Here is a 16,142-nt window from a genome sequence, read left to right on the forward strand (position 1 = left end):
GGCGGCCTGTCGGGGGCGGCACTGTCGGGGGCGGGGAGAAGACTGGCCCCATGCCGGATATCGACACCGAACACGACGACACCGAACACCACGACACCGAACACCACGACGAGGACTTCTCGGACGCCGACCTCTCCCGACAGATCTGGCGCCGACGCACTTTCACCGGCTGCACCTTCCGCGACACCGACATGTCGGGGCTGACCACGGAGTCGGTCACCTTCACCAACTGCGACTTCACGGGAGCCGACCTCATCGGATCCAGCCATTCGGGCACCGCGTTCCGGAACTGCCACTTCGAATACACCCGAATGTGGGACAGCACCTTCCGGCACTCGAGCTTCATGGGCTCGGTGATCCGGGAGACCCGGATGCGTCCGCTCACCCTCTACGAGGTGGACTTCACGCTGGCCTCGCTCGGAGGGGTGGACCTGCGCGGCGTAGACCTGTCCGGTTGCCGTCTGAGGGAAGCGAACCTGGTCAAGGCGGACCTGCGGAAGGCGAACCTCAGCGGCGCCGATCTCACCGGTGCCCGCACCGGAGAACTACGGCTCGAGGAAGCGGACCTCCAGGGCGCCCGGGTGGATCCGGGGCTGTGGACATCGGCGAAGCTCACCGGGGCGCACGTCGAGCTCGCCCAGGCGGTGACCTTCGCCGCCGCCCACGGCCTTCGGGTGAGCGGTCTGTAGGTACCGGTCGCACCCGGCGTGCTTATCGCACCGAGACCTGAAACGCCCAGTGGCGTCCACTCCCGCAGGAGTGGACGCCACTGGCGTCAGTGATCAGAAGACCACTGGATGATCGATCTTGTTACTTGTTGATCTTGGTGACGCGACCGGCACCGACGGTGCGGCCACCCTCACGGATCGCGAAGCGCAGGCCCTCGTCCATGGCGACCGGCTGGATCAGCTTGACGGACATCTCGGTGTTGTCACCGGGCATGACCATCTCGGTGCCCTCAGGCAGCGTCACGACGCCCGTAACGTCCGTGGTGCGGAAGTAGAACTGCGGGCGGTAGTTGTTGAAGAACGGGGTGTGGCGGCCGCCCTCGTCCTTCGACAGGATGTACGCCTGGCCCTCGAACTCCGTGTGAGGAGTCGTGGTGCCCGGCTTGACGACAACCTGGCCACGCTCGACATCTTCGCGCTTGATGCCACGAACCAGCAGACCGACGTTGTCGCCGGCCTGGCCCTGGTCGAGCAGCTTGCGGAACATCTCGATACCGGTGACGGTGGTCTTGGTGACCGTCTCCTTGATACCGACGATCTCGACCTCTTCGTTGACGTTGACAACGCCACGCTCGATACGGCCGGTGACGACGGTGCCACGACCGGTGATCGTGAAGACGTCCTCGACGGGCATGAGGAACGGCTTGTCGGTCTCGCGAACCGGATCCGGGATGGAGTCATCGACGGCCTGCATGAGGTCGATGATGCTCTGGGTCCACTTCGGGTCGCCCTCGAGCGCCTTCAGAGCCGAGATCGGGATAACCGGGGCGTTCTCGTCGAAGTCCTGAGCCGCCAGCAGCTCGCGGACCTCCATCTCGACGAGCTCGAGGATTTCCTCGTCGTCGACCATGTCGGCCTTGTTCAGCGCAACGAGGATGTAGGGGACACCGACCTGGCGGGCGAGCAGCACGTGCTCACGCGTCTGCGGCATCGGGCCGTCGGTGGCGGCCACGACCAGGATTGCGCCGTCCATCTGCGCAGCACCGGTGATCATGTTCTTGATGTAGTCGGCGTGACCCGGAGCATCAACGTGCGCGTAGTGGCGCTTCTCCGTCTGGTACTCGACGTGGGAGATGTTGATCGTGATACCACGAGCCTTCTCCTCCGGCGCCTTGTCGATCTGATCGAAAGCGAAGCTCTCGTTGAGATCCGGGTAGGCATCGGCAAGCACCTTGGTGATGGCCGCGGTGGTCGTGGTCTTGCCGTGGTCGACGTGACCGATGGTGCCGATGTTCACGTGCGGCTTGGTCCGCTCGAACTTCGCCTTAGCCACTGGATGTCCTCCTGGACTGATTGGTGCGTGCTATGTGCAGCAGTGCGGTTGGTTATTACGTTGGTCGTGCAGTCGATCGGCGAGAACCGAGGTTACTCGCCGGTCGCCTTGGCGATGATTTCCTTCGAGACGTTCGCGGGAACCTCTGCGTAGGAATCGAACACCATGGAGAAGTTCGCACGGCCCTGGGTCTTCGACCGCAGGTCTCCGATGTAGCCGAACATCTCCGAGAGCGGAACCAGCGCCTTCACGACACGGGCACCACTGCGTTCCTCCATGGCCTGGATCTGGCCACGGCGGGAGTTCAGGTCGCCGATCACATCACCCATGTACTCCTCGGGCGTGGTGACCTCGACAGCCATGAGGGGCTCGAGAATGACGGGGCCGGCCTTGCGGGCGGCTTCCTTCAGCGCCTGCGAACCGGCAACCTTGAAGGCCATTTCCGAGGAGTCGACGTCGTGGTAAGCGCCGTCGAGTAGGGTCAGCTTCAGGTTCACGAGCGGATAACCGGCGAGAACACCGTACTGCATCGCGTCCTGGGCACCATGGTCGACCGAAGGGATGTACTCGCGCGGAACACGGCCACCGGAGACCTTGTTCTCGAACATGTAGGGCTCACCCTCTTCACCGACGTACGGCTCGAGCGCGATGATGACCTTCGCGAACTGACCCGAACCACCGGTCTGCTTCTTATGGGTGAACTCGTGCTTGTCGACCGTCTTGGTGATGGTCTCGCGGTACGCGACCTGCGGCTTGCCGACGTTGGCCTCGACCTTGAACTCGCGACGCATGCGGTCGACGAGAATGTCGAGGTGGAGCTCGCCCATGCCGCCGATGACGGTCTGGCCGGTCTCCTCGTCGAGCTCGACGGAGAAGGTCGGGTCCTCTTCGGCCAGCTTCTGGATTGCGGTGCCCAGCTTCTCCTGGTCCGACTTGGTCTTCGGCTCGATGGAGACCTGGATGACCGGATCCGGGAAGCTCATGGACTCGAGCACGATCGGGTTCGCCTGGTCGCACAGGGTGTCACCGGTCGTGGTGTCCTTCAGGCCGATCATCGCGTAGATGTGGCCGGCCACGGCCTCGTCGACCGGGTTCTCCTTGTTGGCGTGCATCTGGAAGAGCTTTCCGATGCGCTCCTTCTTGCCCTTGGTGGCGTTGAGCACCTGGGCGCCCGGATCGATCCGGCCGGAGTACACGCGCACGAAGGTCAGCTTGCCGAAGAACGGGTGCGCTGCGATCTTGAAGGCCAGCGCCGAGAACGGCTCGTCCTTGCTCAGCTTCCGCGTGAGGATCTCTTCCTCGTTGTTCAGTGCGTGTCCCTCGACCTCGCCGATGTCCAGCGGGTTCGGCAGGTAGTCGATGACCGCGTCGAGCATGGGCTGAATGCCCTTGTTCTTGAACGCGGAGCCACAAATCACCGGGTACAGCTCGGAGTTGATCGTCATCTTGCGGATGGCGCCCTTGATCTCCTCGACCGTGAGCTCCTCGCCGCCGAAGTACTTCTCCATGAGAGCTTCGTCGGACTCGGCCACGGTCTCGAGCAGCTTCTCGCGGTACTCGGCGGCCTTGTCGGCCAGATCCGCGGGGATCTCCTCGATGGTGGGCTCGGTGCCGGTCGGCACGACGCCACGCCAGGTGACGGCCTTCATCTCGACGAGGTCGACGACACCGTCGAAGTCGTCCTCAGCACCGATCGGCAGCTGCAGGACCAGCGGCTTCGCGCCGAGGCGGTCGATGATGGTCTGCACGGTGAAGTAGAAATCCGCGCCCATCTTGTCCATCTTGTTGACGAAGCAGATGCGCGGAACGTCGTACTTGGCAGCCTGGCGCCAGACCTGCTCGGACTGGGGCTCGACACCCTCTTTGCCGTCGAACACGGCAACGGCACCGTCGAGCACGCGCAGCGAGCGCTCGACCTCGACGGTGAAGTCGACGTGGCCCGGCGTATCGATGATGTTGATCTGGTTGTTGTTCCAGAAACAGGTGACAGCAGCGGAGGTGATGGTGATACCACGCTCCTTCTCCTGCTCCATCCAGTCCGTCGTCGACGCACCGTCGTGGGTCTCACCGATCTTGTAGTTGACACCGGTGTAGAAAAGGATGCGCTCGGTGGTGGTGGTCTTGCCAGCATCGATGTGCGCCATGATGCCGATGTTGCGCACCCTGTTCAGGTCAGTCAGCACTTCCTGTGCCACAGAATTCTTCCCCGCTCGTCGTTCGTGTCGGTCCTCGTCTGGACCACGTCTTCTTAATCTTGTCAGCCGGTCCTGGTGACGGAACCGACACAGTAGCCACAACGCCAGGCCGAGGGATTCGGTGCCGGAGAGGCTCCCCCGGCCTGGCGCGGTGTCACCAGCGGTAGTGCGCGAACGCCTTGTTGGCTTCAGCCATCTTGTGGGTGTCCTCGCGACGCTTCACGGCCGCACCGAGGCCATTGCTGGCATCCATGAGCTCGTTCGCGAGACGCTCGACCATGGTCTTCTCACGACGTGCACGCGAGAAGGTCACCAGCCAGCGCAGCGCCAGCGTGGTGGAGCGACCCGGACGAACCTCGACCGGCACCTGGTAGGTGGCGCCACCGACGCGACGGCTCCGAACCTCGAGAGCGGGCTTGACGTTGTCCAGCGCGCGCTTGAGGGTGACGACCGGATCCGTACCGGTCTTCTCCCGAGCCTGCTCGAGTGCTTGGTAGACAATGCGCTCGGCGGTGGACTTCTTGCCGTCGACGAGGATCTTGTTGACGAGCTGCGTGACCAGCGGCGAACCGTAGACCGGATCAGCGATCAGCGGGCGCTTGGGAGCGGGGCCCTTACGTGGCATTAGCTCTTCTCCTTCTTGGCGCCGTAGCGGCTGCGAGCCTGCTTGCGGTTCTTGACGCCCTGGGTGTCGAGCGAGCCGCGGATGATCTTGTAACGCACACCCGGGAGGTCCTTCACACGACCGCCGCGGACGAGCACCATCGAGTGCTCCTGCAGGTTGTGGCCCTCACCCGGGATGTAAGCGGTGACCTCGACAGAGCTGGTCAGGCGCACACGGGCGACCTTCCGCAGCGCGGAGTTCGGCTTCTTCGGGGTGGTGGTGTACACGCGAGTGCACACGCCACGGCGCTGCGGGCTGCCCTTGAGGGCCGCGGTCTTGACCTTGACGGTCTTGTCGCGGCGGCCCTTGCGGACCAACTGGTTGATGGTTGGCATTTACCGGCTTTCTTCTTCGGTTTCGGACTGCTTGTACAAGAACCCGTTCAAGCAACCTTGGCTGTTCTGAAATTAGGGATCCAGCAGTTGGGGCAAGAGAGCTGCTGCCCCTCACCCGCCCCTCGCATGCACACGAGGTCGGGCGTGTCGCGTACCCCCACACAGGCAACCGGATGCTCGTACCTGCAGAAACCACAGAAACTCGCGCACGGCAATGCCTCGCATAGGCACACAAATCGGCCCGAGCACGCCGGAGCAAAGCCTGCGAAGCGACCCCAGTGGTCGGACACGACCCCCAACGATACCCGTCGGCGCGGTTGGAGGTCAAAGCGGGCAGGAGGTGGTATGCCCCACGTGAACCTCCGTGGCCCCGAACCTCAGCGACTGAGGCTCGATGCCAGTTTCGCAAGAGTCGTGACGGCCTCGCACGGATCCGGATGCCTGCCGGGCGCCTGATACTGCACCCACCACCCGATCACCCCGGAGTCCGGGGCTCCGACGGAGATCCCGCACGAGGCCGGGTCCTTCGGCTGCCGCGCGAGCACTGCGCGCCGGCCCTCCACCGTGAGTTCCGCCACCGCGTAGCCCAATCGCTCGGCCGTCGCACGTTCGACGTCGAGCGAACCTGCCTCGAACCAGTCGAAGGTCACGCGGGCGGGCCCGCTCGCACCCTCGACCGACCAGCGGCAGATCGCGCCGAAGAAGCCCCGCTCGATCGCATCGCCACCGACAGCCTCGGCGATCCGCTGATCCGAAACGGCATCACACTCGCTGAGCAGCGACGTGAACTCCGTCGCTGCCCCACTCCTGAACGCCCCCACCGGGATCGGCGTGCCGGCGACGGTGGACCCGCACCCGGCGGCGAGCAGCACCGCCGCGATCGGCACGCCGAGCCGAGGAAGCCGTATCACTTCAGCGCCCCCGTTCGACGGTGAGCCGCGCGAGCCGACCAGCCACGTCACACGGATCAGCTGCGGGCGCGGTGTCGCCGTACGTCACCGACCAGTGCACGAAATCGGCGCCGAATCCGACTCCGATCTCACACAGCGAGTTCGTCCGGCCGGGCGCGTTCGGCGCGGACGCCACGAATCCGGGGCGGCCCGCGATCTCGATATCGTCTCCGCGGCGGCCGATGAGGTCCGATCCGGCGCGTTCCCGGTCGATCGGGCTGCCGCGGTACCAGGAGAAGGCGACATGCGGACCTCGCGGACCGGCCAGCTGCCACTCGCAGCCGACGGAGTTGCGGATCACGGTGCCGAATCCGGAAACACCGAAAGTCTCGGCCACTTCCTGGTCCGTGACGGACGCGCACTCGCCGAAGAACGGCCCGGCCGAGGCGGCCGACCGTGTCTCGGCACCCACCGCGTGGGCGCCGTCCGCGGCCTGCGGCTCGTCCGCGGCGGAACCGCAGCCGGCGAGGAGCAGGGCAATCCCCGTCAACGCTCCCACCAGCTTGATCGGCACGAAGCGGACTGTACCGGCTATGACGCGGTCGGGGCAGGCATCACGGCGTCCGCTTTCGATGCGGTCAGGCCCACATCGAGTTGCGCCGCCCAGCACCGCACGATCTCGCCGCGGCGCCTCGAGTCATCGGTGAGAAGGTCTGCCAGTCCGAGCCCTCGCGCGAGGTCGAGGGTGGCCTGGACGAGGCCGCGGACGACGGGATCCGAGTCGTCCACACCGAGGCTCTCGACGGCGGTGCGGTGGGCCACCCGCCCGAAGCGCTCCTCGAGTGGGACCACCCGCGCGCGCAGCTCGGGATCGGCGGCCGCGGCCGCCCACACCTGCAATGCCGCCTTGAACAGGGTTCCTGTGTAGTAGTCGACGAGCCGCATCACCACCGCCTCGGTCCGGCCCTCGCCGTCCGGCAGCTCGGTGGCCTCCCGCCGCGCCTGCTCCATCCGGCCGTCGAACATGAACTCGAGCGCCGCGGTGATGAGGTCCTCGCGCGTGGGGAAGTGATGCTGGGTGGCACCGCGGGAGACGCCGGCGCGCTGTGCGACGAGCCCGACCGTGGTGGCCGACCAGCCGAGTTCGGCCAGGCAGTCGACCGCGGCCTCGAGTAGCCGTTGCCGCGTCAGACGGCTCCGGTCCTGTTGTGGTGCACGCATCGCGGTTGATGTCCTCTCATGAACACTGCGCAGGCTCTCGGACGAGCTACGCAGCGACCTCGAGTAATGGCTTCGGCTATTCGGGACGGTTACCTTCGTCACATCCGGCTTGCCCTTGCCGGACCCGACACGTTAGTAATTCGCCCGGAGGGATTATCGCCTCCCCTCCGATCACCCCGACACACAGGAGCATCACCATGGGTTCTGCCGACCTCATCCCCGCCTTCAAGTTCCTCACCGACTTCGCCGACGCCGCTGGCGACCTCTTCGCCGCCCTCAGCTTCTTCGCGGGCTCGCTCGAGACCGTCAGTGGCGTGCTCGGCTGAACCGAAGCCGGTGAACGGGCCCACTCGAACGAGAGCGGGCCCGTTCTTAGTCTCAGCCCTCCACAGCCCACGCCGGGGGCCGCTTCTGCAAGAACGCCATCATTCCTTCCGCGGCCTCCGCAGAGCCGAACAATCGGGCCGACTGTCCTGCCAGCTCGTCGCCGTAGCGGTCGAAGTCGGCGAGCATCCGCATCGTGGTGAGCCGCTTCGATTCGGCCAGCCCCTGCGGTGACCCCTTCCGGAGCGCGGCCACCAACTCCCGCACCGTCGCCTCCGGATCCGGCGCGGCCTCGCTGATCAGCCCGACCGCTTCTGCCTCCTGTGCATCGAACTTCTCGCCGGTCAGGAAGTAGCGCCCGGCAGCCCGGGACGTCAGCCGCGGAAGCACCGTCAACGAGATGATCGACGCCGCCAGCCCGAGCCGGGCCTCGGTGAGCGCGAACGTGCTTTCCGGGCCCGCGACCGCAAGGTCACACGCGCCCACCAGCCCCATGCCACCCGCCCGGACATGCCCGTCGATCCGGGCGATGACCGGTTTGGGCAGCTCCACGATCGACCGGAGCAGCTCGGTCATCTGCCGTGTGCGCCCAGCGGCCAGCTCCGCCGGACTCCCCTCCGCTCCGGACGCCTCCGACAGGTCCGCCCCCGCGCAGAACGTGCCCCCGGTGTGGGTGAGCACGACCGCGCGGACAGCATCATCGGCCGCCGCATCCGACAACCCCCGCTGTAACTCCTCGACCAACCGGCTCGAAATCGCATTGCGGTTGTGCGGAGAGTCGAGCGTCAGGGTCGCGCAACCGTCGGCGACGTCGTACCGAACGAAATGATCCGTCATCCCGGCCGCCTCAGTACGACTTCGGCAGGCCCAGCGAGTGCTGGGAGACGAAGTTGAGGATCATCTCGCGGCTCACCGGCGCGATCCGCGCGATCCGCGCCGCGCCGAGCATCGCGGACAGCCCGTATTCCTTGGCCAGGCCCGCACCGCCATGGGTCTGGATCGCCTGATCGAGCGCCCTGATGCTGGCCTCGGCGGCCGCGTACTTGGCCATGTTCGCGGCCTCTGCTGCACCGAAGTCGTCGCCGCTGTCGTAGAGCACCGCCGCCTTCTGCATCATCAGCTTCGCCAGCTCGAGTTCGATCTTGCACTGCGCCAGCGGATGTGCCAGACCCTGGTGGGCACCGATCGGCGTCTTCCAGACGGTCCGTTCCTTCGCATACTTGACCGCCGCGTCCAGTGCCCAGCGACCCATGCCGATCGCCATCGCCGCGCCCAGGATGCGCTCGGGATTCAAACCCGCGAACAGCTGCATCAGCGCCGCGTCCTCCGAGCCCACCAGGGCTTCTGCCGGCAGCCGGACGTCATCGAGGAACAGCGTGAACTGGTGATCCGGCTCGATGATGTCCATCTCCATCGGCGTCTTCACGAAGTTCTCGGCATCGGTGGGCACGATGAACAGTGCAGGCTTGAGCTTGCCGGTCTTGTGATCCTCGGTGCGCGCGACGACGAGAACCGCATCGGCCTGGTCGACACCCGAGATGTAGACCTTGTTGCCCCGCAGGATCCAGTCCTCACCGTCACGCCGGGCCGTCGTGGTGATCTGGTGCGAGTTCGAACCAGCGTCGGGTTCGGTGATGCCGAACGCCATGATCTTGGAACCGTCCGCGAGGGCGGTCAACCACTCCTGCTTCTGCGCATCGGTTCCGTACTTGCTGATGATGGTGCCGCAGATCGCGGGTGAGACCACGACGAGCAGCAGACCGGCTCCGTGCGCGGCGAGCTCCTCCTGCACCAGCGCCAGCTCGTAGATGCCCGCTCCCCCGCCGCCGAACTCCTCGGGCAGGTTGACGCCGAGGAATCCGAGCTTGCCTGCCTCGTTCCACAGCTCCGTCAGCGGCTCGCCCTTACGCGCCTTCGGCAGGACGTAGTCGAGATAGTTGAAGCGCTCACCGAGCTTGGAGACCGCCGACCGCAGCTCCTTCTGCTCGTCTGTCTCGATGAAGCTGCTCATGCGTTTTCTCCTTCTGCCACCGGTGTTTCCACTACTGCGGCTTCCACGATTGCCAGGACGGATCCGACGTCGACCTGCTGGCCGACGGCGACTGGTAGTTCGGTGAGCACACCGGCGGCGGGCGCCTTGATCGTGTGCTCCATCTTCATGGCCTCGAGCCAGAGGATCGGCTGGCCGGCCTCGACGCGATCACCTGCCGCGGCACCGAGTCGGATCACCGCACCCGGCATCGGGGCGAGGAGCGAGCCCTCGGCCACAACGGTCGACGGGTCCACGAATCGCGGCACTGCCGTCAGCGCCACCGGTCCGAGCGGTGAGTCGACGCACACTCGATCGCCGTAGCGCGCGACGTCGAAGCCGCGCTGCAACCCCGCGACATCGAGCACAACGCGGTCCGGCGACGACGACACCAGCGAGACACTCTCGAAGCCTTCCGCGGTCAGTCCCGAGCGGGTCAACAGGTATCGGATGTCGTGCTCACCGTGGATTCCGTTGTACCGCTTGCATTGCGGCTGTGACGGCAGGTTCCGCCAGCCACTCGGCAGGCCCGCATTCACCCGCGCGGCGGCGCGGTTGGCGGAGGCATCGGCGAGCGCGGCCGCCAAGGCCGACAGCCTCTCCGCAGATTCGTCGGCGAGCGGACGCGACAACTCGTCGAGTCCGTGCGTGGCGAAGAATGCGGTGTCGGTGTCACCCGCAAGGAATGCCGGGTGGCGCAGCACGTTCACCAGTAGGTCCCGGTTGGTCTGCAGCCCGTGCAGTCGGGTGCGGGCCAGCGCCGTCGCCAGCACCTGAGCGGCCTGCGCGCGGGTGGGCGCGAACGAAATGACCTTCGCGAGCATCGGGTCGTAGAAGACGCTCACCACCGACCCGTCCTCGACGCCGGAATCCAGCCGCACCCCGGTCTGGGCAAGCACCTCGAACTCCGCTGTGTTGCCCGGCAGTTCGATCCGTTCGACAGTGCCGCTCTGTGGTCGCCAATTGTGCGCCGGGTCCTCCGCGTACAGCCGGACCTCGATCGAGTGTCCGCGCAGGGCAGGCGGTTCGGCCGGAAGTTCGGCTCCGGCCGCCACCTGCAGCTGCAGCTCGACGAGGTCGAGTCCGGTGGTGCATTCGGTGACCGGGTGTTCCACCTGCAGGCGGGTGTTCATCTCGAGGAAGAAGAACTCCCCCTGCTCGTCGGCGAGGAACTCGACTGTTCCCGCGCCCTCGTAGCCGATCGCGTTCGCGGCGAGCCGGGCGGCTTCGAACAGCCTGGCGCGCATGCCTGGCCCAGAAGAGGACTCGAGCCGTTCGACGAGCGGCGACGGTGCCTCCTCGACGACCTTCTGGTGGCGGCGCTGGATCGAGCATTCGCGCTCACCGACCGCCCACACGGTGCCGTGCTTGTCGGCCATCACCTGGACCTCGATGTGCCGTCCGGTCTCGAGGTAGCGCTCGCAGAACACGGTCGGATCGCCGAACGCCGACTGAGCCTCGCGCGCAGCTGCCTCGATCTCCCGGGGCAGTGCCGAGAGCTCACGCACGACGCGCATGCCGCGTCCACCGCCACCGGCGGAGGCCTTGACGAGCACCGGCAGATCGGCCTCGGTCACCGCAGACGGGTCCAACTCGGCGAGGACCGGGACACCGGCCTCGGCCATGATCCGCTTCGACTCGACCTTCGAGCCCATCAGCTCGATCGACTTGGCCGGTGGACCGATCCAGGTCAGGCCCGCCGCCTGCACAGCCTGCGCGAAATCGGCGTTCTCGGAAAGAAACCCGTAGCCGGGGTGAATCGCATCGGCCCCCGCGGCCTCCGCGGCCGCGATGAGGGTGTCGACGCGCAGGTAGGTCTCGGACGGGGTGGAACCCGGCAGCCGGACCGCGACGTCGGCCTCGGCCACGTGCGGGCTCGCCGCGTCGGGATCGGAAAACACCGCGACGGTGGACACACCCGCGCGGCGGCACGTAGCGAAAACGCGCCTGGCGATCTCGCCGCGGTTGGCGACCAGCACGGAAGTGACGGAAGAAATGCTCGCGGTGCTACTCACAGTGTTCCTCACAGGTCCTCACATCCGGAAGACGCCGAAGTTCTCGGTGCCCTTGATCGGGGCGGTGGCAATGGCCGACAGGCACATTCCCACCACCGTGCGGGTGTCGCGGGGGTCGATGACGCCGTCGTCGTAGAGACGCCCGGACAGGAACATCGGCAGCGACTCGGCTTCGATCTGGTTCTCGATCATCGCGCGCATACCGGCGTCGGCCTCCGCATCGAACGCCTGCCCGCGGGCCTCGGCGGCGGCGCGGCCGACGATCGAGATGACTCCTGCGAGCTGCGCACCGCCCATGACCGCAGATTTGGAGCTGGGCCACGCGAACAGAAAGCGCGGATCGAATGCGCGTCCGCACATGCCGTAGTGACCAGCACCGTAGGACGCACCGAGCAGAATCGAGATATGCGGCACCGTCGAGTTCGCGACCGCGTTGATCATCATCGATCCGTGCTTGATCATGCCCCCTTCCTCGTACTCCTTGCCCACCATGTATCCGGTGGTGTTGTGCAGGAAAAGAAGTGGAGTGTTCGATCGGTTCGCGAGCTGAATGAACTGGGTGGCCTTCTGCGACTCCTCGCTGAACAGCACGCCCCGGGCGTTGGCGAGGATGCCGATCGGGTAGCCGTGCAGCTCCGCCCAGCCGGTGACGAGCGACGAGCCGTACATGGGCTTGAACTCGTCGAAGTCGGACCCGTCGACTATCCGAGCGATCACCTCGCGCGGATCGAACGGGATCTTCAGATCCGGCGGCACGATACCGAGGAGTTCCTCGGGATCCTCGAGCGGCTCGATTACCTCGGCGCGTGGCGTCGGTCCCTCCTTGCGCCAATTGAGTCGCTTGACGATGCTGCGGCCGATGCGAATCGCATCGGCCTCGTCGACGGCGAAGTAATCGGCCAGACCCGACTTGCGGGCGTGCATCTCGGCGCCGCCGAGGGCCTCGTCGTCGGACTCCTCACCGGTGGCCATCTTCACGAGCGGCGGTCCGGCCAGGAACACCTTGGACCGTTCCTTGATCATCACGACATGGTCGGACATGCCGGGAATGTAGGCACCGCCCGCAGTGGAGTTGCCGAACACCAACGCGATCGTCGGGATGCCGGCGGCCGAGAGCTTGGTGAGGTCACGGAACATCCGGCCACCCGGAATGAAGACCTCCTTCTGCGTCGGCAGGTCGGCACCACCGGACTCGACGAGCGAGATCACCGGAAGCCGGTTCGCGAACGCAATGTCGTTGGCGCGGAAGCCCTTCTTGAGCGTCCACGGGTTGGACGTGCCGCCTCGCACGGTCGGGTCGTTCGCGACGACGAGGCACTCGACGCCGCTGACGATGCCGATACCGACGATCGTGGACGCGCCCACCGGAAACTCGGTGCCCCACGCCGCGAGCGGGGACAGCTCGAGGAACGGCGAGTCCGGGTCGAGCAGTAGCTCGATCCGCTCACGTGCGAGAAGCTTGCCACGCTTGTGATGCCGATCGACGTACTTGTCACCGCCCCCGGCGAGCGCCTTGGCGTGCTCGCCCTCGATCTCGGTGAGCTTGGCCGTCATCGACTCCGCCGCCGACGCGTACTCTGCGGAGTTCACGTCCAGTGCCGACCTCAGGATCGTCATGCCTGGTACCCCAATCGCTTCGCCGCCAGCGAGGTCAGGATCTCCGTGGTCCCGCCCCCGATACCCAGAATTCGCATATCCCGGTACTGCCTCTCCACTTCGCTCTCCTGCATGTAGCCCATCCCGCCGAACAACTGCACGGCCTGGTTGGCAACCCACTCGCCGGCCTCGACTGCGGTGTTCTTCGCAAAACACACCTCGGCGACGAAGTCCTCATCCGAAGTCAGCGAGCGTTCGACGAGCGTGCGCGTATACACCCGGGCGACGTCGATGCGCCGGGTCATCTCGGTGACTGTGTTCTGCACGGCCTGCCGCGAGATCAGCGGACGCCCGAAGGTCTCGCGGTCGCGGCACCACTGCAACGTGAGATCCAGGCAGCGCTGCGCGCTCGCGTACGCCTGTGCCGCGAGCGCGATCCGCTCGGTCAAGAACGCCTGCGCGATCTGCGCAAATCCCGAATTCTCCTTGCCTACAAGGTTCTCCACTGGAACGCGGGCATCGGTGAACGACAGCTCGGCGGTGTCCGACGCGCGCCAGCCCATCTTGTCGAGCTTGCGGGTCACCTCGAATCCGGGAGCCCCGTTCAATCCCTCGGTGCCCTTCTCGATCACGAGCAGCGACACCCCGCCGGCGCCGCGCCTTTCAGGGTCACTGCCGCCCGTGCGCACCGCGGTCACCACGAAGTCGGCGCGGACGGCGGACGTGATGAACGTCTTGGATCCGTTCACGATGTAGTGGTCGCCATCCCGGACGGCCGTGGTGCGCAAATGCCCGACGTCGGAGCCGCCACCCGGCTCGGTGATTGCGAGGGAGCCGATCTTCTCGCCCGCAAGCGTCGGCCTCACCCAGCGATCGATCTGCGCGGGATCGCCAGCCGCCACGAGATGCGGTAGCGCGATACCACATGTGAACAGCGACGCGAACAGCCCGCCCGACGCACCCGCCTGGTGCATTTCCTCACAGATCAGGACCGCGTCGACCAGATCGCCGCCCTCACCACCTACGTCCTCGGGGAAACCGGCACCGAGTAGACCCAATGCCGCGGCCTTGCGGTGCAGCTCGCGGGGCAGCTCGCCGTCGCGCTCCCAGTCGCTGAGGTGCGGCAGGATCTCCTGCTCGACGAAGCCACTGACGGTCTTGCGTAGCTGTTGCCGTTCGGGTGTGTCCCACACACTCATGCGTGTCCTTCCAGAGACGATTCGAGGAGGTCTTGCGGGATGTCCAGGTGCCGGGAGCGCAACCACTCACCGAGACCCTTGGCCTGCGGGTCGAACCGAGCCTGCGATGCGACACCTCGGCCGAGGATGCCCTCGATCACGAAGTTGACCGCCCGCAGGTTCGACAGCACGTGACGAGTCACGTTCAGACCCTTGGCCTCCGGCAGCATCCGCTCGAGCTCGCCAACGGTGAGGGCATGGACGAGCCACGAGAACTGCTCGTCGGTCCGCACCCATACGCCGACGTTGGCATTGCCGCCCTTGTCGCCGCTGCGCGCCGCCGCGATGGTGCCGAGGGGAGCTTTCACCGTCTCGGTCGGCGGCAGCGGCTCCGGCAGAACCGGCTCCGGAAGGTCCGTGAGCGCCTGAGTGACGGCGCTCGGCGCAATCTCGACGCGCACCCCGTCGGGCAGGACCGCGACATGCGGCACCTCATGGGCGTCGACGTAGCCGGGCGTGAAGACGGCGTATGGCTGTCCGTTCGAGGGCGGCGCCGTGAGCGTGAAGCCCGGGTAGCTCGCGAGGGCCATTTCGACGGCGACCGACGAGAATGCCCGGCCCACGACGTTCGGGTCGGTGTCACGGACGGTGCAGCGCAGCAGCGCGCTCGCAGTCTCCTCGGTGTCGGCGTCGGGACGGTCCGTCCTCGCGAGTGTCCACTCGAGTTCCTGTGGACGCGCCGTCAACCACGACTCCAGTTGCCGCCGAGCGAGTTCCGCCTTCCGTTCGATGTCGAGTCCGGTGACAACGAACGTCGCCTCGTTCCGGAACCCGGCGAGCGCATTGAGCGAGACCTTGTACTGCGGCGGCGGGGCCTCACCCATGACGCCCGCGATCCGGACGCGGTCGACTCCGTCGTCCGACAGCTCCACCGAGTCCATCCGCGCGGTGACGTCCGGATTGGCGTAGCGGCCGCCGGTGATCTCGTACAACAACTGCGCGGTGACGGTGCCGATACTCACCGCGCCACCGGTCCCGGCATGTTTGGTGATGACCGACGAGCCGTCATCGTGGATCTCGGCAATCGGGAAGCCAGGTCGGCTCATGTCCTCGATCTCGGTGAACCAGGAGTAGTTACCGCCGGTGGCCTGCGTGCCGCATTCGATCACGTGCCCAGCCACCACAGCTCCGGCGAGCCTGTCGAAATCTGTTCTGGCCCAGCCAAAGTGAGCTGCGGCCGGACCGACGATCACCGAAGCGTCGGTGACCCGGCCGGTCACCACGATGTCGGCACCGGCGTTCAGGCATTCCACGATGCCCCACGCGCCGAGGTAGGCGTTCGCAGTCAGCGGTGACGTCTCTCGGTCGAGACCGAGCTCTGCGACCCGCGCGATGAGGTCGTCACCCTCGACGTGCGCGATCCGCGCACCGAGGCCAAGCCTGTCGTTCACCTCACGCAATGCCTCGGCAAGCCCGGCGGGATTGAGACCGCCCGCATTCGCGACGATCTTGACGCCGCGGTCCAGGGCGAGCCCCAGGCAGTCCTCGACCTGGCGGAGGAAGGTCTTCGCGTATCCGCGGGACGGGTCCTTCATCCGGTCCCGCCCGAGGATCAGCATCGTCAGCTCGGCGAGATAGTCGCCGGTCAGGTAGTCCAGATCACCACCCTCGAGCATCTCGCGCATCGCCGAAAT

Annotated in this window: 15 protein-coding genes; 2 read left to right on the forward strand and 13 right to left on the reverse strand. The window is 66.3% G+C overall.

The features are described 5' to 3' along the window. Window positions 1-50: 50 nt before the first annotated feature. A complete protein-coding gene (locus tag ERC79_RS06330) occupies window positions 51-689 on the forward strand; it encodes a pentapeptide repeat-containing protein (RefSeq protein ID WP_131576695.1) in 639 nt (212 codons plus the stop codon). A gap of 121 nt (window positions 690-810) precedes the next feature. On the opposite strand, the gene tuf is transcribed toward ERC79_RS06330, so the two are convergent. The 7 genes from tuf to ERC79_RS06365 form a co-directional block, all read right to left on the reverse strand. Then, the gene (gene tuf, locus ERC79_RS06335; RefSeq protein ID WP_131576697.1) at window positions 811-2,001 is read right to left on the reverse strand and encodes an elongation factor Tu; all 1,191 of its coding nucleotides are present in this window, start codon (window positions 1,999-2,001) and stop codon (window positions 811-813) included. A 92-nt stretch (window positions 2,002-2,093) separates the two neighbouring features. Next, the gene (fusA, locus tag ERC79_RS06340; protein WP_131576699.1) at window positions 2,094-4,196 is read right to left on the reverse strand and encodes an elongation factor G; all 2,103 of its coding nucleotides are present in this window, start codon (window positions 4,194-4,196) and stop codon (window positions 2,094-2,096) included. 154 nt (window positions 4,197-4,350) lie between these two features. After that, on the reverse strand, window positions 4,351-4,821 hold the full coding sequence (rpsG, locus tag ERC79_RS06345) for a 30S ribosomal protein S7 (protein ID WP_131576701.1): 471 nt from the start codon (window positions 4,819-4,821) through the stop codon (window positions 4,351-4,353). Beyond that, on the reverse strand, window positions 4,821-5,195 hold the full coding sequence (gene rpsL / locus ERC79_RS06350) for a 30S ribosomal protein S12 (protein ID WP_131576703.1): 375 nt from the start codon (window positions 5,193-5,195) through the stop codon (window positions 4,821-4,823). The genes rpsG and rpsL overlap by 1 nt, the downstream gene beginning before the upstream one ends. Before the next feature lie 377 nt (window positions 5,196-5,572). After that, window positions 5,573-6,106, reverse strand: coding sequence for a DUF3558 domain-containing protein (locus tag ERC79_RS06355; RefSeq protein ID WP_131576705.1), 534 nt, complete (start codon window positions 6,104-6,106; stop codon window positions 5,573-5,575). 1 nt (window position 6,107) lies between these two features. After that, window positions 6,108-6,659, reverse strand: coding sequence for a DUF3558 domain-containing protein (locus tag ERC79_RS06360; protein ID WP_131576707.1), 552 nt, complete (start codon window positions 6,657-6,659; stop codon window positions 6,108-6,110). Between the two features lie 17 nt (window positions 6,660-6,676). Beyond that, the gene (locus tag ERC79_RS06365) at window positions 6,677-7,306 is read right to left on the reverse strand and encodes a TetR/AcrR family transcriptional regulator (protein WP_131576709.1); all 630 of its coding nucleotides are present in this window, start codon (window positions 7,304-7,306) and stop codon (window positions 6,677-6,679) included. 197 nt (window positions 7,307-7,503) lie between these two features. On the opposite strand from ERC79_RS06365, the gene ERC79_RS23695 reads away from it, so the two are divergent. Beyond that, window positions 7,504-7,632: a hypothetical protein gene (locus ERC79_RS23695; protein ID WP_278249723.1), complete on the forward strand. Its 129-nt coding sequence runs from the start codon at window positions 7,504-7,506 to the stop codon at window positions 7,630-7,632. Window positions 7,633-7,684: 52 nt separating this feature from the next. On the opposite strand, the gene ERC79_RS06370 is transcribed toward ERC79_RS23695, so the two are convergent. Genes ERC79_RS06370 through ERC79_RS06395 form a run of 6 tightly spaced genes read right to left on the reverse strand, consistent with a single transcriptional unit; the run spans window position 7,685 to window position 16,133 of the window. Further along, the gene (locus tag ERC79_RS06370; protein WP_131576711.1) at window positions 7,685-8,467 is read right to left on the reverse strand and encodes an enoyl-CoA hydratase family protein; all 783 of its coding nucleotides are present in this window, start codon (window positions 8,465-8,467) and stop codon (window positions 7,685-7,687) included. A gap of 10 nt (window positions 8,468-8,477) precedes the next feature. Beyond that, window positions 8,478-9,641, reverse strand: a complete 1,164-nt coding sequence (locus ERC79_RS06375) for an acyl-CoA dehydrogenase family protein (protein ID WP_131576713.1) — start codon at window positions 9,639-9,641, stop codon at window positions 8,478-8,480. Next, on the reverse strand, window positions 9,638-11,674 hold the full coding sequence (locus ERC79_RS06380) for a biotin carboxylase N-terminal domain-containing protein (protein ID WP_242676754.1): 2,037 nt from the start codon (window positions 11,672-11,674) through the stop codon (window positions 9,638-9,640). The genes ERC79_RS06375 and ERC79_RS06380 overlap by 4 nt, the downstream gene beginning before the upstream one ends. 18 nt (window positions 11,675-11,692) lie before the next feature. Beyond that, window positions 11,693-13,291: a carboxyl transferase domain-containing protein gene (locus ERC79_RS06385; protein WP_131576715.1), complete on the reverse strand. Its 1,599-nt coding sequence runs from the start codon at window positions 13,289-13,291 to the stop codon at window positions 11,693-11,695. Then, the gene (locus ERC79_RS06390; protein WP_131576717.1) at window positions 13,288-14,469 is read right to left on the reverse strand and encodes an acyl-CoA dehydrogenase family protein; all 1,182 of its coding nucleotides are present in this window, start codon (window positions 14,467-14,469) and stop codon (window positions 13,288-13,290) included. Before ERC79_RS06390 ends, ERC79_RS06385 begins: the two co-directional genes overlap by 4 nt. Further along, window positions 14,466-16,133, reverse strand: coding sequence for an acyclic terpene utilization AtuA family protein (locus ERC79_RS06395; RefSeq protein ID WP_131580793.1), 1,668 nt, complete (start codon window positions 16,131-16,133; stop codon window positions 14,466-14,468). Before ERC79_RS06395 ends, ERC79_RS06390 begins: the two co-directional genes overlap by 4 nt. Window positions 16,134-16,142 lie beyond the last annotated feature (9 nt).

The organism is Rhodococcus sp. ABRD24 (assembly GCF_004328705.1).
In the GTDB taxonomy this organism is placed as follows: Bacteria; Actinomycetota; Actinomycetes; order Mycobacteriales; family Mycobacteriaceae; genus Prescottella.